The sequence below is a fragment of the Rhodopseudomonas pseudopalustris genome (assembly GCF_900110435.1).
Taxonomy (GTDB): domain Bacteria; phylum Pseudomonadota; class Alphaproteobacteria; order Rhizobiales; family Xanthobacteraceae; genus Rhodopseudomonas; species Rhodopseudomonas pseudopalustris.
This window is the reverse complement of sequence record NZ_FODT01000005.1, coordinates 90,083-105,464: the sequence shown is the minus strand read 5'-3', so window position 1 is coordinate 105,464 and position 15,382 is coordinate 90,083. Positions and strand designations below refer to the sequence as shown.

General features: G+C 64.9%; 15 protein-coding genes. 8 read left to right on the top strand and 7 right to left on the bottom strand.

From position 1 onward, the window contains the following. Positions 1-2: 2 nt before the first annotated feature. Positions 3-716, bottom strand: a complete 714-nt coding sequence (locus BMY71_RS11495; RefSeq protein ID WP_092683858.1) for a ribonuclease activity regulator RraA — start codon at positions 714-716, stop codon at positions 3-5. A gap of 222 nt (positions 717-938) precedes the next feature. On the opposite strand from BMY71_RS11495, the gene pxpB reads away from it, so the two are divergent. From pxpB to BMY71_RS11480, 3 genes are read left to right on the top strand one after another with little or no spacing between them, the layout of a single operon-like run. Then, complete coding sequence (pxpB, locus tag BMY71_RS11490; protein ID WP_092683856.1) at positions 939-1,667, top strand: 5-oxoprolinase subunit PxpB; 729 nt, start codon at positions 939-941, stop codon at positions 1,665-1,667. Further along, on the top strand, positions 1,664-2,671 hold the full coding sequence (locus tag BMY71_RS11485; RefSeq protein ID WP_092683854.1) for a 5-oxoprolinase subunit C family protein: 1,008 nt from the start codon (positions 1,664-1,666) through the stop codon (positions 2,669-2,671). The genes pxpB and BMY71_RS11485 overlap by 4 nt, the downstream gene beginning before the upstream one ends. 30 nt (positions 2,672-2,701) lie before the next feature. Then, the gene (locus tag BMY71_RS11480; RefSeq protein ID WP_092683852.1) at positions 2,702-3,466 is read left to right on the top strand and encodes a LamB/YcsF family protein; all 765 of its coding nucleotides are present in this window, start codon (positions 2,702-2,704) and stop codon (positions 3,464-3,466) included. A 28-nt stretch (positions 3,467-3,494) separates the two neighbouring features. Here BMY71_RS11480 and BMY71_RS24895 read toward each other — a convergent pair whose 3' ends face one another. After that, on the bottom strand, positions 3,495-3,647 hold the full coding sequence (locus BMY71_RS24895; RefSeq protein ID WP_175557657.1) for a hypothetical protein: 153 nt from the start codon (positions 3,645-3,647) through the stop codon (positions 3,495-3,497). Positions 3,648-3,877: 230 nt separating this feature from the next. On the opposite strand from BMY71_RS24895, the gene rimO reads away from it, so the two are divergent. Next, a complete protein-coding gene (gene rimO / locus BMY71_RS11475; RefSeq protein ID WP_092683850.1) occupies positions 3,878-5,203 on the top strand; it encodes a 30S ribosomal protein S12 methylthiotransferase RimO in 1,326 nt (441 codons plus the stop codon). A 197-nt stretch (positions 5,204-5,400) separates the two neighbouring features. On the opposite strand, the gene BMY71_RS11470 is transcribed toward rimO, so the two are convergent. The 3 genes from BMY71_RS11470 to pcsA all read right to left on the bottom strand — a co-directional run bounded on the left by BMY71_RS11470 (position 5,401) and on the right by pcsA (position 7,929). Next, positions 5,401-6,375, bottom strand: a complete 975-nt coding sequence (locus BMY71_RS11470) for a quinone oxidoreductase family protein (RefSeq protein WP_011503038.1) — start codon at positions 6,373-6,375, stop codon at positions 5,401-5,403. A 100-nt stretch (positions 6,376-6,475) separates the two neighbouring features. Continuing rightward, the gene (locus tag BMY71_RS11465; protein WP_011503037.1) at positions 6,476-7,198 is read right to left on the bottom strand and encodes a TerC family protein; all 723 of its coding nucleotides are present in this window, start codon (positions 7,196-7,198) and stop codon (positions 6,476-6,478) included. Continuing rightward, on the bottom strand, positions 7,195-7,929 hold the full coding sequence (gene pcsA / locus BMY71_RS11460; protein WP_092683848.1) for a phosphatidylcholine synthase: 735 nt from the start codon (positions 7,927-7,929) through the stop codon (positions 7,195-7,197). Before pcsA ends, BMY71_RS11465 begins: the two co-directional genes overlap by 4 nt. A 149-nt stretch (positions 7,930-8,078) precedes the next feature. Here pcsA and BMY71_RS11455 point away from each other — a divergent pair, with 149 nt between their 5' ends. Then, complete coding sequence (locus BMY71_RS11455; RefSeq protein WP_092683846.1) at positions 8,079-9,275, top strand: UbiH/UbiF family hydroxylase; 1,197 nt, start codon at positions 8,079-8,081, stop codon at positions 9,273-9,275. A 103-nt stretch (positions 9,276-9,378) separates the two neighbouring features. Here BMY71_RS11455 and BMY71_RS11450 read toward each other — a convergent pair whose 3' ends face one another. Then, positions 9,379-10,332, bottom strand: a complete 954-nt coding sequence (locus BMY71_RS11450; RefSeq protein WP_041805324.1) for an AEC family transporter — start codon at positions 10,330-10,332, stop codon at positions 9,379-9,381. Between the two features lie 129 nt (positions 10,333-10,461). On the opposite strand from BMY71_RS11450, the gene hspQ reads away from it, so the two are divergent. After that, entirely contained in the window at positions 10,462-10,794 is a 333-nt protein-coding gene (gene hspQ / locus BMY71_RS11445) for a heat shock protein HspQ (protein WP_011441732.1), read from the top strand. 123 nt (positions 10,795-10,917) lie between these two features. On the opposite strand, the gene BMY71_RS11440 is transcribed toward hspQ, so the two are convergent. Next, positions 10,918-11,706 carry an invasion associated locus B family protein gene (locus BMY71_RS11440; RefSeq protein ID WP_011503033.1) on the bottom strand — a complete coding sequence of 263 codons (789 nt, stop codon included), beginning with the start codon at positions 11,704-11,706 and terminating at the stop codon, positions 10,918-10,920. A gap of 257 nt (positions 11,707-11,963) precedes the next feature. Between BMY71_RS11440 and BMY71_RS11435 the strand changes: the two genes are divergently transcribed. Together BMY71_RS11435 and BMY71_RS11430 are read left to right on the top strand one after the other, a co-directional pair. Then, positions 11,964-13,796 carry an extracellular solute-binding protein gene (locus tag BMY71_RS11435; RefSeq protein WP_092684185.1) on the top strand — a complete coding sequence of 611 codons (1,833 nt, stop codon included), beginning with the start codon at positions 11,964-11,966 and terminating at the stop codon, positions 13,794-13,796. Positions 13,797-13,800: 4 nt separating this feature from the next. Next, a complete protein-coding gene (locus BMY71_RS11430) occupies positions 13,801-15,327 on the top strand; it encodes an AMP-binding protein (protein ID WP_092683843.1) in 1,527 nt (508 codons plus the stop codon). Positions 15,328-15,382 lie beyond the last annotated feature (55 nt).

Genomic DNA, 15,382 nt, shown 5'->3' with positions numbered 1-15,382 from the left:
GGTTACGCCTTGCCCGCCTTTTCCTTGAACGCGGCATAGCGGGCCTTGGTTTCTGCGTTCATCGGATAAAGCCCCGGCAGCACCGCGCCGTTGTTGACCTCCTCGACGATCCAGCCCTCCATCCGCTCCTGCTCCGGGCCTTCCGCCAGGACATGGTCGAGCTGCGCCTGCGGGATCAGAACCGCGCCGTCCTGGTCGGCGACGATCACATCCTTCGGGAATACGGCGACCCCGCCGCAGCCGATCGGCTCACCCCAACCGACGAATGTAAGCCCCGCCACCGAGGGCGGCGCCGCGGCGCCGTTGCACCACACCGGCAGGCCGGTGCCGAGTACGCCTTCGAGATCGCGCACCACGCCGTCGGTGATCAGCGCCGTAATGCCGCGCTTCACCATCCGCGCGCAGAGAATGTCGCCGAACACGCCGGCGTCGCTGACGCCCATCGCATCGATCACGGCGATGCAGCCTTCCGGCATCGCCTCGATCGCGGCGCGGGTCGAGATCGGCGAGGCCCAGGATTCCGGCGTCGCAAGGTCCTCACGCGCCGGCACGAAGCGCAGCGTGAACGCCTCGCCGACGAGCCGCGGCTGGCCCGGCCGCAGCGGCCGCGCGCCACGCAGCCAGACATTGCGCAGCCCCTTCTTCAGCAACACCGTGGTGATGGTCGCGGTCGAAACGCGCGCAAGGGTGGCAATGGCTTCGGGGGTCAATGACATGGACACGCAGCTCCTCGAGAGATTTGCGCTGCATCTTGCTGGCGCGACCTCCCCCGTCAAGTCGCAAGCCACGCCCGGCAGCCTTTCGCGGATTGACTGATCATCACGCCTTATCGGCCGGCTCGGCGGCGCTTTATCGCTAACAGTATGAGCGGGAAGTGATTTTCACGCGCGTGCAAAACGCGCTATGGCTAGATCTGGTGCTGATGAGATCAGAGGGACATGGCGCTCACCACCCCACGCATACTGCACAGCGGCGACGCCGCAATCACGGTCGACTTCGGCCGCGAGATCAGCAACGACGCCAATCAGCGCGTACTCGCACTCGACCACATACTGACACGGCACGCCATCGCAGGTGTGCGTGAAACAGTTCCGACCTATCGCTCGCTTCTGGTGCACTACGACCCGGAGCAGATCGGCTTCGCTGCGCTGGCTGAACGACTGAACACCTTGGCGCAATCGCACGTTCAAGCCGAAGCGACGACCCGGCGTCGCTGGCGGATTCCGGTGTGCTACGGCGGCGAACACGGCATCGATCTCGAGGACGCGGCGGCCGCGTTGAAGATGACACCCGACGCCCTCGTCGCGCGTCACGCCGGCGGTGACTATCGCGTCGCGATGATCGGCTTCACCCCCGGCTGGTCGTATCTGTCGGGTCTCGATCCGGCGCTTGCATTGCCGCGGCGACAGGCGCCACGCGTGCTCACCCCCGCGGGCACGATTTCGATCGGCGGCGCGCAGGCCGGCGTGCAGTGCCTTCCCGGCCCGAGCGGCTGGCACCTGTTGGGACGCACGCCAGTGCGAACGTATCAGATGCATCGCGATCCGGTTTTCCTGCTCGAGCCAGGCGACGCAATCAGCTTCAGCCGGATCGACGCCAAGGAATTTGCTGAGCAGGATCGTGCCGCCGAGCACGGCGAGATCATCGCCGAGTTGTTGGCCTCATGAGCAGGCTCGTCATTGACATCGTCGGCCCGGCCACCTCCGTGCAGGATGCGGGCCGCCACGGCGCGCAACGCTATGGGCTGACCCCGAGCGGCGCGATGGATCGATGGTCGTTAGCCGCGGCGAACACGCTGGTCGGCAACCCCGCATTCGCCGCTGCGATCGAACTCGGGCCGCTCGGCGCGGCGTTCACCGCGCGCGACGGCGCGGTGCGGCTGGCGTTGTGCGGCGCGGAACGTCCCGCCGCGATCGGCAGCAGAGCAATTGCGCCCAACGGGTCGTTTCTGCTCGCTGAGGACGAGACGCTGACGCTCGGCGTCGCGCGCAACCATGTGTTCAGCTATCTGGCGATCGCAGGCGGCATCAGCGGCGAACCGATGTTCGGCAGTCTCGCGGTCAATGCCCGCGCCGGTCTCGGCAGCCCCTACTCGCGGCCGCTGCAGCCCGGCGACGTCATTCCGGCAAAGCCAGCGACGATCGCTGCCGAACGCCGTCTCGATCTGCCGAGGCCGCCTGAGGCGCCGATCCGCGTCGTGCTCGGTCCGCAGGACGATGAATTCGGCGACGCCGTCGCAACGTTTCTCAATGGCGAATGGAAAATCTCCGCGACCAGCGACCGGATGGGCTATCGACTCGAAGGGCCGGAGATCAGGCATCTGCACGGCCATAACATTGTCTCCGACGGCACCGTCGACGGCAGCATTCAGGTTCCCGGCAACGGCCAGCCGATCGTGTTGATGCCCGACCGCGGCACCAGCGGCGGCTACCCGAAGATCGCGACCGTGATCTCCGCCGATCTCGGTCGTCTCGCGCAATTCCAGCCCGGGCGGCCGTTCCGTTTCAAGGCGGTGAGCATGGACGAGGCGCAGGCCGAGTATCGTGCGATGGCGAAGTTGATCCGCGCTTTGCCAGATCGTTTGCAGGATGCGCAACAGGGGATGCTCGACCTCGACGCGCTGTTCACCGCCAACGTCGCGGGCGCGGCGGCCAATGCGCTCGACGGCTGAGTGATCCAACGTTCCGATGGGAAGACGACGATGAAGATCGATCTGAATTGCGACCTCGGCGAAGGCTATGGCGCGTGGCAAATGGGCGATGATGCGGCGATGATGAGCATCGCCACGAGCGTCAATATCGCCTGCGGATTCCATGCCGGCGATCCCGATATCATGCACAAGACCGTCACGATGGCGAAGGCGCTTGGCGTTTCGATCGGGGCGCACCCCGGCTTCCGCGATCTGCACGGCTTCGGCCGTCGCCCGGTGCCGGGCATCACCGCTGCGGAGATCGAGAATCTCGTCGCCTATCAGATCGGCGCGCTGCAGGCGGTCGCGGCGCTCGCCGGCCACGAGGTGACCCACGTCAAGGCGCACGGCGCGCTGTCGAACGTCGCCTGCGAGGACGACATGACCGCGCGCGCCGTCGCGGCGGCGATCAAGGCGGTCGATCCGAAACTGATCTTCGTGGTGCTGGCGAACTCGAAGCTCGTCGATGCCGGCGAAGCCGCCGGCCTGGCAATGGCCCACGAAGTGTTCGCCGATCGCGCCTATGAGGATGACGGCAATCTCGTGTCGCGCCGCAAGCCGGGCGCGGTGCTGCACGACGCAAGAGAGATCGCGCAGCGGGTGGTCAGAATGGTGCAGGACGGCGCAGTCGTGTCGGTGACAGGCAAGATCATCAAGATGCGGATCGACACGGTCTGCATCCACGGCGATACGCCCGGGGCCGTGGACATCGCGCGGGGGGTTCGCTTGGCCCTTGAGGAGCGTGGGGCCACCGTTGTCCCCTTTGCGCGGCGCTGAAACGCGCCAGGGAGATCCGAAGAAGGAACTATAGCAGCCGCAGTTGCGGAGCGCCGAACGCGACGGCTGCGATCAATCCCAGCGCCGCGCCGAGAGCGATGATGTCGGCAGTGAGGAACAAGGCCGGCCAGGCCAGGGCCCGGCGGATGCCTCGGGTATGGTCCTGATTTTGCAGTCGCATCGTTTGACTCCCGAGCTCGTGCGGAACAAGAAAAGCCTGAACGCGCCGACCCGCAAGGCGGCCGACGAAATAACAACGTCCATGCCATCCGGGTCCCGGAACCGGCAAAAATTCTCTCTTTTGGAACCGAGGCCGCGGCCTTCATTCTCACGGATTCCGGCCCGGAACCGCCTTGTCAGCGCCTCCGAACGGGTTTAGCTCGGGACCATCAATCAGGCAGTTTCAAACCAATGCAGCAGGCCGCCGCGCCAAAGATCAGTTTTGTCTCGCTGGGATGCCCCAAGGCGCTGGTGGATTCCGAGCGGATCATCACCCGGCTGCGCGCCGAGGGATACGAGCTCGCGCGCCAGCATGACGGCGCCGATCTGGTGATCGTCAACACCTGCGGATTCCTCGACAGCGCCAAGCAGGAATCGCTCGCTGCGATCGGCGAAGCGATGGCCGCCAACGGCAAGGTGATCGTCACCGGCTGCATGGGCGCCGAGCCCGAGCAGATCGAAGCCGCCTATCCGGGCGTGCTGTCGATCACTGGCCCGCAGCAATATGAGAGCGTGCTGGAAGCGGTGCATCGGGCCAAGCCGGCGCTGCACAATCCGCATCTCGATCTGGTGCCCGAGCAAGGCATCCGGCTGACGCCGCGGCACTACGCCTATCTGAAGATTTCCGAGGGCTGCAACAACCGCTGCAGCTTCTGCATCATTCCGAAGCTGCGTGGTGATCTCGTGTCACGCTCCGCTGACGACGTGTTGCGCGAGGCCGAGAAGCTGGTCGCCGCCGGCGTCAAGGAACTACTGGTGATCTCGCAGGACACTTCGGCCTACGGCGTCGATCTGAAATACGCCGAAAGCCCGCGGAAAGATCGCACGGTCCGCGCCAAATTCATCGATCTTGCGCGCGAACTCGGCGAACTCGGCGCATGGGTGCGTCTGCACTACGTCTACCCCTACCCGCATGTCGACGAAGTGATCGGGCTGATGGCCGAGGGCAAGGTGCTGCCCTATCTCGACATCCCGTTCCAGCACGCCAGCCCCGACGTGCTCAAGCTGATGAAGCGCCCGGCGGCGCAGGACAAGACGCTCGACCGCATCAAGCGCTGGCGCGCGGACTGCCCGGATCTGGCGCTACGCTCGACCTTCATCGTCGGCTTCCCCGGAGAGACCGAACGCGATTTTGAGTTCCTGCTCGACTGGCTCGACGAGGCCGAGATCGACCGCCTCGGCGCGTTCAAATACGAACCGGTCGCCGGCGCGCCGTCGAATGCCCTGCCCGACCAGATCAGCGACGAGGTCAAGCAGGAGCGCTGGAATCGGCTGATGGCGCGGCAGCAGGCGATCTCGGCGCGGCGGCTGAAGCGCAAGGTCGGTACCCGCCAGCAGATCATCATCGACGAAGTCGGGCCGACCGTCGCCAAGGGCCGCTCCAAGGCCGACGCGCCGGAGATCGACGGCAGCGTTTATCTCTCGAGCCGACGCCCGCTCCGCGTCGGCGAGATCGTCACCGCCAGGATCGACCGCGCCGACGCGTATGATCTGCATGGGACGGTCGCGGGGTTCTGAAGCGAATAGCGGGTTCTGAGGATCGCGCCGGCGCGTGACGCACGGCCGTCATCCCACAACCATCAGTCATCGCCCGGCTCGACCGGGCGACCCAGTATCCCAGAGTGCCGAGTATCAGCCACCAGTTCTCTGCAATACTGGACCCCCCGCTTTCGCGGGGGATGACGGCAGATATCAACCATGCGGCCGCGGAATACTTACGGCTTCAGGATCGACGCGCCGGTCGTGACGCGGCCTTCCAGATCGATATGCGCCTTCGCGGCGTCTTTCAGTGCATAGGCATGGTTGATCGGAACATGCAGCTTGCCCTCGATCACCGCGGAGAACAGCGTGTCCGCGCCCTCGATCAGTTCCTTGCGGGTGCCGACATAGTCGTTCAGCTTCGGTCGCGTCGCGAACAGCGAGCCGTGGTTGTTCAGTTCAGCCAGCGCGAACGGTGGCACCGGGCCCGAGGCGTTTCCAAACGAGACGAACAGCCCGCGCGGCTTGATGCACGACAGCGATCCCGGGAACGTCGTCTTGCCGACGCCGTCATAGACCACGTCGCACAATTCGTTGCGGCTGATCTGCTTCACCCGCGCGACGAAATCTTCCTCGTTGTAGAGGATGACGTGATCGCAGCCATTGGCGAGCGCGAGATCGGCCTTGGCCTTGGAGCCGACGGTGCCGATCACATGAGCGCCGAGCGCCCGCGCCCACTGGCAGGCGAGCAGGCCGATGCCGCCGGCCGCGGCGTGGATCAGCACGCGATGGCCCGGCTCGACCTTGAAGGTCTTGTGCAGCAGGTACCACACCGTCAGCCCCTTGAGCATCAGCACCGCGCCCTGCTCGTAGGTGATGTGGTCGGGAAGCTTCACCAGCTTGGTAGCTTCAATGTTCCGCTCGGTGGCGTAACCACCGAGGTTCGAGTAGTACGCAACGCGATCGCCGGGGTGGAAATTAGTGACGTGCGGTCCGACCGCGACGACCTCACCGGCCGCCTCGTTACCGACGATGAACGGCTTCGTCGGCGCTTTGTACAGGCCGGTGCGAAAGTACACGTCGATGAAGTTCAAGCCGACGGCGTACTGACGAATGCGGACCTCGCCGTCTGCGGGCGGCGGCAGCTCGATGGCCTCGTAGACCAGCGCCTCCGGACCGCCCACCTGATGCACCCGCACCGCTTTCGTCATCATCGCCCCCTGGGGAATCTACGCAACGCGCAACGAATGCCATCCTCGCGGCGTTGTCAACCGACCGCGGCTAGCCCGCGCGGCAAGCCATGGCACAACATCATTGCGGTTTGACGCGGTTACGCTTGGCGAGCACGTTGAAGAACTCGACCGCCCCCGAAAACAAGATGGCAAAATAGATGTATCCCCGGGGAATATGAAACGCAAAGCCGTCGGCGACCAAGGCGACGCCGATCAGCACCAGGAAAGCCAGCGCCAGCATCTTGGTGGTTGGATGTTCGGAGACGAACCGCGCCACTGGCCCGGACGACACGTACATGATCAGCATCGCGATCAGCACCGCGGCGACCATGATCTCGATGTCCTTGGCCATCCCGATCGCGGTGATGATCGAGTCGATCGAGAACACCAGATCGACGATCACGATCTGGACGATCACCCAGGCGAACGCAGTGCGCACGTCCGGCCCCTTGTGCCCGGCCTCGCGCGCTTCGACCTCGGCATGAATCTCGTGCGTCGCCTTGGCGATCAGGAACAGGCCGCCGGCGATCAGGATGATGTCGCGCCAGGAGAACGACTGCCCGGCGATGCTGAACACTGGTGCAGTCAACCCGATCAACCAGACCAGCACGCTCAGGAGCAGGAGGCGGAAGATCAGCGCCAGCGCCAGACCGATCTGCCGCGCCCGCGTCGCCTGCGGCTCGGGAATGCGCGAGACCAGAACCGAGAGGAAGATGATGTTGTCGATGCCCAGCACGATTTCGAGCGCCGTCAGCGTCAGCAGTGCAGCCCAGGCTTCCGGACTGTAAATCAGATCAATCATTGTCGGACTCTCTGGAACAGCCGAATGGCTGCATCAGCGCAGCCAATGTAGAGCGCAATTGCGCACAATGTGACGGTGACCGGGGCCGCCACGTCGAAATTTCGTACGATCACATAGACCGAAAGCATCGCCCAGACAGCAATCAGCGTGAGGTTGAGCACACGTAGCCGCACGACTCGGACCGGATGCAGGACGTTGAAAGGCACGAAGGTGAAGACGATCAGCGCAGCGATGCCGATGCTCGCGGCGATCGGCGGCGGATGCAGCAGAAACAGGTAGAACGCCGCGGCATTCCACAACGCCGGAAAACCTCGGAAGTGGTTGTCGGCGGTTTTCATCCGGCGATCGGCGAAATACAGCGCCGAGGTGATGATGATCCCCACCCCGAGCACGGGAGCCGCGATCGGCATCAGCAAGCCGCTTGCGGTGATCGCATAGGCCGGCACAAACACGTAGGTGACGAAATCAACCACTAAATCCAGCGCGTCACCCGACCAATCCGGGTGCAGCCGCGCCACATCCAGCCGCCGCGCCAACGGCCCGTCAATCCCGTCGATCAAGGGCGCCACGCCGAGCCAGCCGAACATCGCCGCCCAATGCTCGCGGACGGCTTCCAGCAGCGCCAGCAGCGCGACGCCAGCGCCGGCGGCGGTGAACAGATGCACCGAGAACGCGGCCATGCGCTCGACGCGCGATGCCGGAGGGGATCGTGGCGGGTCCAACGGGGTCATCAGGCGGTTTGCATATCAGGACTCGGTCGCGCCTGCATATCAATGTTCACATCATTAAAGTTCGCGACGTTCGGTCGCGCAACCTGCGGGAAGCGCTAAAGTTTCATTCCGGGCTTGAAATCGAGGCGGCGACTGACGATTGTCTTTCTATGACCCAAAGCCTGCTCGAGCCAAACAGTTACGATGTCATCGTTGTCGGCGGTGGTCCCGCCGGTCTGGCCGCCGCGATCGCGGTCGCCGAAACCGGGGCGATGACGGCCCTGATCGCCCGCAAAGTGCCATATGCGGACAACCGCACGACGGCGCTGCTCGGAGATTCCATCGACCTTCTGGAGAAACTCGACGTCTGGCGCCGCTGCTCCAGCAAGGCCGCCGCGCTGCGGACGATGCGGCTGGTCGATGACACAGGCCGGCTTATCCGGGCGCCGGAGGTGCGGTTCGCTTCAGACGAAATCGGCATGGATGCGTTCGGCTATAACATCGAGAACCGCAACCTGATGGTTGCACTGGAAGAGCGCGCCGCGGAAATCGCCAATCTCGACCGGTTCGACGATGAGGCCGAATCCGTCGCTCCCGGCGATGAGTCGACGTTGGTCCGCACCCGGAAGGATCAGACCCTGTCGGCGTGCCTGGTGGTCGGCGCCGACGGCCGTCACTCGCGATGCCGGGAAGCAGCCGGCATCACTGTCAGCAGCCGCGCGCTCAACCAGTCAGCGCTGACCTTCAACGTCACCACGGCCCGATCGCATCAAAACGTCTCGACCGAGTTTCACACGACCGAGGGACCTTGCGTGTTCGTGCCCCTGCCCGGCCGCCGCATGAGCGTCGTCTGGGTCGCCGCGCCGAAAGAGGCCCAGCGGTTGATGGCGCTCGACGACGACGCCCTCTCTGTGGCCGCCGAAAAGCAGTCGCATTCGATCTTTGGCCGCGTCACGGTCGAGCCCGGCCGGAATATGTTTCCGCTCGCGATCGAGAAGCCGAGCCATTACGGACGGCGCCGCATCGTGCTGGTCGGCGAAGCCGCTCATGTCGTGCCGCCGATCGGCGCCCAAGGCCTCAATATGGGTCTGCGCGATGCCGGCGATATCGCCGAGATCGTCCAGGACGCGATGGCGGGCGACCAGGACGTGGGCAGCGATGCTGTGATCGGGCGGTTCGGCCGCGCCCGCGGCGCCGATGTCGCCAGCCGCACCTTCGCGATCGACATCGCCAACCGCACCCTGCTCAGCGACCTGCTGCCGGCGCAGGCCGCGCGCGCGGTCGGCATGCAGTTGATCAGTTCGGTCGGGCCGCTGCGGCGTCTGGCGATGCGCGAAGGGCTATCCCCGTTCTGGCGATCGCTGTGAGTGCGAGAGTTGCGGTTCTGATTGAATTAAAACCGCAACTTTCTATTCCTGTTCTGACGCAATCTCTTCATGACAACCGGCCTCTAGTTCGCTCGACAACGATTTAGAGCAGCGGCATCTGCCCGGTCCTGATCAGCCACATCACCGTCGTCAGGGTTACTACCGAGACGAAGGTGCCGATCAGCACCGCGACCGAGGCCGGTTCGACCCAGGTGTTGTATTGCCGGGCGATCACGAACACGTTGAGCGCCGGCGGCAACGACGCCATCAATACAGCGGTGGCCGCCCATTCCAGGGTGAACGGTCCGAACGCCAGCATCAGGCCGAGCACGATCAGCGGATGCAGCAGCAGCTTCACACCGATGATGGCGGGGACCTCCCACGGCACCCGACCGAACGGGCGCAGCGCCACGGTCACCCCGAGCGTGAACAGGGCCACCGGGGCCGCGGCGTTCTGCAGAAATTGCAGCGTACTGTCGACCGCGACCGGCAATTGCAGATGCAACGCCGCGGCCGCAGCGCCGCAATAGGCGGCGACGATCAAGGGATGCAGCACGATCTCGCGCGCCACATGGACGATGGTCGGCAGCAGCGGGCGGCGTTCGCCGGAGGTCAGCGCCATCGCCAGCGGCACGATCGAGAACAGGAAAATGCTGTCGAAGCAGAAGATCAGCGCGACCGGCACCGCGGCCTTGGCTCCGAGCACGGCGAGCGCCAACCCCGGCCCCATGTAACCGATATTGCCGTAACCGCCTGCGAGGCTCGCCATCGTCGCTTCCCGCAGCGACAGGCCGCCCACCGCCCGCCCGATGAGCCCGGAGACGAAAAACGCGCACGCAGTGCCGAGCGTGGTCGCCAGCACGAATGGCAGGTTGTTGAGTTCCTCGAACGGCGTCTTCGACATGATCCGGAAAAACAGCGCCGGCAGCGACACGTAGAGCAGGAAAAAATTCATCCAGGCCAGGCCATTCTCCGGCAGCCGCTTCAGCCGGCCACAGGCGAAGCCGACGAAGATCAGCCCGAAATACGGTAGCGCGAGGTTTAAAATATCGATCATGGGGGGCCGCTGAAGGGACCGTCGGTCAGGGAAAAACGACCGGTAACCGGGAAATCGGCGCCGGGCCAATGGGAACGGAAACCCGGTTTCGCACTAGCATCAGCCGCAATCCTGGTCTATGCGACTCAGATGATCAAGACGAGAACCGCCAAGTTTCAGATCGGCCAGATCGTTCGCCACCGGATCTTTTCGTTCCGCGGGGTGGTGTTCGACATCGATCCGGAATTCAACAATACCGAGGAATGGTGGCTGTCGATTCCTGAAGAGGTCCGGCCGCACAAGGACCAGCCGTTCTATCACCTCCTCGCCGAGAACGCCGATTCCGAATACGTCGCTTATGTCTCGGAACAGAACCTGCTACCGGACGATTCCGGCGAGCCGATCCGGCATTCGCAGGTCGCCGAAATCTTCGTCAAGGACAAGGCCGGCGGCTATCGCCCGCGCAATCCGTCGTTGAATTAGTTCGGCGCATTGCTTCACGCCCATCCAGCGTAGCAATCCGACAAAGCCCCCGAATAACACAGCAACCCAAACGCAAAGGGCGCCCGACCGGGGCGCCCTTTTCGTTCTGCGGAAAAACGCTTGTTACTTCGGGGCCGGATTGGCGCCTGCCGGGGCCTGCGCCTCGAGCTTCTTGCGCTGCTCTTCGGCGCGCTTCTGCAATTCTTCCTGCAGCTTCTTCTGGGTCTCTTCGAACTGCTTCGGATCGGTCGGCGGACCGTCATAGGCCTTGGCGAACTCGGCCAGCGGCAGCGGCAGCGTCAGCGGCGCACCGTTGGAGTTGATCGCCTGCACGACCAGGTTCTGACCCTTCTTCATGCTGGCCAGCATCTCCGCGGTCGCCTCATAGTCCGACATGCAGCCGTTGGCGAAACAGATCACGTAAGGACTCTGCTGCGGCGCGTTGCTGTCGACGATGATTCGGGTGCCATGAACGAGTTGCATGCCGAGCGGCAGCGTCACGCGCAGGATCTTCTTCGGCTCGCCTTCCGGCTCGATGATCACCGCCGCAATCACCGGCTGGCCGGACTCAATGCGGCCGTCCTTGCCGGTGAAGCAGACCTGCTTCGCATTGGCGTCTTGGCCCTTGAGGCAGAACTTGGTCCACGGCGCGTAAATCAGCTGAACCTGCTGGTCCGGCTGCGGCGCGGCGGCGGGCGCCTGCGCGGCGGGGCCGGCTTTCGGAGCCGCCTTCGGAGGAGCCTTTGGCTGGGCGGGGGCTGCCGCCTTCGGAGCGGCCGGCTGCTGCTGCGGCTGCGGGGCTTGCGCTTGCGCTGCGGAAGCGACGGTCAGAGCGGTAAAGGCCGCTGCCGTGAGCAGAGCGAATGCCTGCCCGCGCGGCCCGGCCGTCGCGACCAAGTTGCAAGACTTCATTGCAAAAAACCCTTTCTGAAACGGTCGCGCACCCCGCGGCGACGCGGGAGCTGACATCGTGCCGTTTGGCCGGTGTCTCGGAGCCAATTGAGGCAGTTACGTGACAAGCCGATCAAGCTACGCCGCGTGATCGCCTTCAATACATCGGCGCACGAAAAGATCAATGGCGACAATCATCCCCGGCCCGTTTCATCACTCCCTTGTGGTAAATTCCAGCGGTGGACAACAACGAATCAAACCGCCGGTTCGTGCACCTGATGGCCCTGCGCGCGGGCGCGCTGGCGGCGGTGATGGTCGTTGGCGTCGTCGCTTTGTTCAGCGGCGTCGCGCAGGCCGGAGCAGAGGACGCGGCGAAACCATCGCATGCGCTGGCGATGCACGGCGAGCCTGCTCTGCCTGCCGACTTCACCGCGATGCCCTATATCAACCCCGATGCGCCGAAAGGCGGTCGTCTGGTGGAAGGTCTACTCGGCACCTTCGACAGCCTCAATCCGTTCATTGTCAGGGGCATCGCGGTGCAGAGGATGCGCGGCTACGTCGTCGAGAGCCTGCTGGCGCGCGGCAACGACGAAGCGTTCACGCTTTACGGCCTGCTGGCGCAATCGGTCGAGACCGACGATGCGCGCAGCTACGTCACCTTTCGCATCGATCCGCGCGCGCGGTTCTCGGACGGCAAGCCGGTGCTGGCGCAAGACGTGCTGTTCTCCTGGCAATTGCTGCGCGACAAGGGCCGCCCCAATCATCGCATCTACTACGCCAAGGTCGCGCGCGCCGAGGCGCCCGATCCGCGCACGGTGCGGTTCGATTTCGGCGACGTGAACGATCGGGAACTGCCGCTGATCCTCGGCCTGATGCCGATCTTTCCCAAACACGCGGTCAACCCCGACACCTTCGAGGAGACGACGCTGGCGCCGCCGATCGGGTCAGGTCCGTACCGTGTCGGCGCGGTGAAGGCCGGCGCCAGCGTCACGCTGATCCGGAACCCCGACTATTGGGGGCGCGATCTTCCGATCAATCGCGGACTATGGAACTTCGACGAGATCCGGATCGATTATTTCCGTGAGGCTAACTCACATTTCGAAGCCTTCAAACGCGAGCTGTATGACTACCGCGTCGAAAACGAGCCGCTGCGCTGGCATGACGGCTATGACTTTCCGGCGGCCCGCAACGGCGACGTGATCCGCGACGCCTTCAAAATCCGCATGCCGCAGCCGACCGAATTTCTGGTGTTCAACACCCGCCGTCCGGTATTCGCCGATATCCGGGTCCGCGAAGCGCTGTTGCAATTGTTCGATTTCGCATGGATCAACCGCAACTACTTTTTCGGCCTGTATGCGCGCGCAGGTGGCTTCTTCGCGGGTTCGGAGCTCTCCGCCTACACCCGCCCGGCGGAAGCCGGCGAACTTCAACTGCTGAAGCCCTATCTGGCGCGACTGCGCGCCGACGTCATCGACGGCAGCTACCGCCTGCCCGTCAGCGACGCCTCCGGCCGCGATCGCGCCACGCTCGGCCGGGCGCTGTCGCTGCTGGCGGAGGCCGGCTATCAGCTCGACGGCACGGTGCTGCGGCGGCGCGACAATCACCAGCCGCTGACCTTCGAAATCCTGGTCACCACGCGCGATCAGGAACGCATCGCGCTGGCCTTCGCCCGCGACGTCAAGCGTGTCGGCATCCAAACCTCGGTCCGCGTGGTGGACGCGGTGCAGTTCGATCAGCGGCGGATCTCTTACGACTTCGACATGATCCCCAACCGCTGGGACCATTCGCTGTCGCCGGGCAATGAGCAATCGTTCTATTGGGGTGCGGAAGCGGCCGACACCCAGGGCACCCGCAACTACATGGGCGCGAAGGATCCAGCGATCGACGCCATGATCGCGGCCATGATCGCGGCGCGCGGGCATCCGGAATTCGTCGATGCGGTGCGGGCGCTCGATCGCGTCCTGACCTCGGGCTTCTACGTGATCCCGCTCTACAACATCCAGGAACAATGGATCGCGCGTTGGAATCGGATAGAACGGCCGAAAGCGAACGCACTGACCGGCTACCTGCCCGAGACCTGGTGGGCCCGGCCACCGACGCAGCAAAGGTGATGATGTGAGCCAGCCCAACGCTTCGCCGACACTCGACGGACTGTTCCGGCGCATTCTGGCGCGTCAGCCGGATGCGATTGCGCTGATCGATCCCGCCGACAAGCAACGCGTCACCGGCCAGCCGCCGGCCCGTCTCACTTATGCGCAGGCCGACAGAGCGATCTCCGCGCTCGCGGCGCATTTCACCTCTTCCGGCCTTCCGGCGAATTCGGTGATTGCGCTGCAACTTCCCAACACCATCGAGTTTCCGCTGACGATCCTGGCCGCGCACCGCGCCGGGCTGGTCGTCGCCCTTCTGCCGCAGCTCTGGCGACAGGCGGACATCACCACGGCGCTGAACCGCACCGGCGCGCGCGCGATCGTCTCGACGCGCTGGATCGATGGCGTCAGCCATGCCGATCTGGCGATGAACGCCGCGGCCGAGGCGTTCTCGATCCGCTATGTCGGCGGCTTCGGCGACGATTTGCCGGAAGGCATGGCGTCGCTCGACATCGCAATGACCGAGGATGTTCCGGCGGCGGCTGCGCCTTTCGCTCAAGATGCGCGCCGCGCCGCGATCATCTCATTCGACTCCATGCCCGAGGGCGTGAGAACGGTTCCGCGCACGCATTTGCACATGATTGCCGGTGGTCTGGCGGTTTTCCTCGAGGGTCGCGTGCCGCAGGGCGCTATGCTGCTGTCGGCGCAAACCCTCTCCTCCTTCGCCGGCCTCGCGTCGTCGATGGTGACTTGGCTGTTGAGCGGCGGCACGCTGGCGCTGCATCACCCCTTCGACGAGGCGGTGCTCGAGGCCCAGATCCGCGACCTCGGCTGCGATACGCTGGTGGCTCCCGGGCCGCTGGCGTTGCGGCTGGGCGAGACCGGCCTGGCTGCCGGGATGCCGACGCTGCGCAACCTGATCGGACTGTGGCGGGCGCCTGAACAAGTCGCCGCCAGTCCGGCCTGGACTGCTACGCCCGCGACCTTCACCGACATCTACCTGTTCGGCGAGGCCGGCCTTTTCGGCGCGCGTCGCGGCGCGAACGGCGTCCCCGTTGCGATCATGCCCGGCCCGCACACGGCTCCGCGCGACCAGCCCGGATCGTCGGCTGCCGGCGAAACCCTGATCACGCCTCACGGAACGCTGGGATTGCGCGGTCCGATGGTCACGCTGGCCGCCTACGCGCCGCTGCCTCCGCTCAACAGCGCGACGCCGATGCCGCCGGCACCTGACTATGTCGACACCGGCTTCGCCGCCCGTCTCGACCGCGCCACTGGCACAATCTGCATCACCGCGCCGCCCTCCGGCGTGCTGGCCGTCGGCGGCTATCGCTTCCTCGCGCAGGATCTGCAGGAATGGGCGAAGCGGCTCGGTCAGGGCGCGCTGCTCACCGCTTTGCCCGATCGCTGGAGCGGATATCGCCTCGCCGGCCGCGCCCAGGACAACGCACGAGCTCGTGAAGCACTTTCAGAACTCGGCCTAAACCCTCTAATGGTCGAGGCCTTTCGGGATGGTCCGGCGCGCAGCGAGGAAATCGCGGGTCAGCATTGACGCCGCATTAAGGGTGCCGAACTAGGGTCGGACGCTATCGACAGCGGAGTACCGG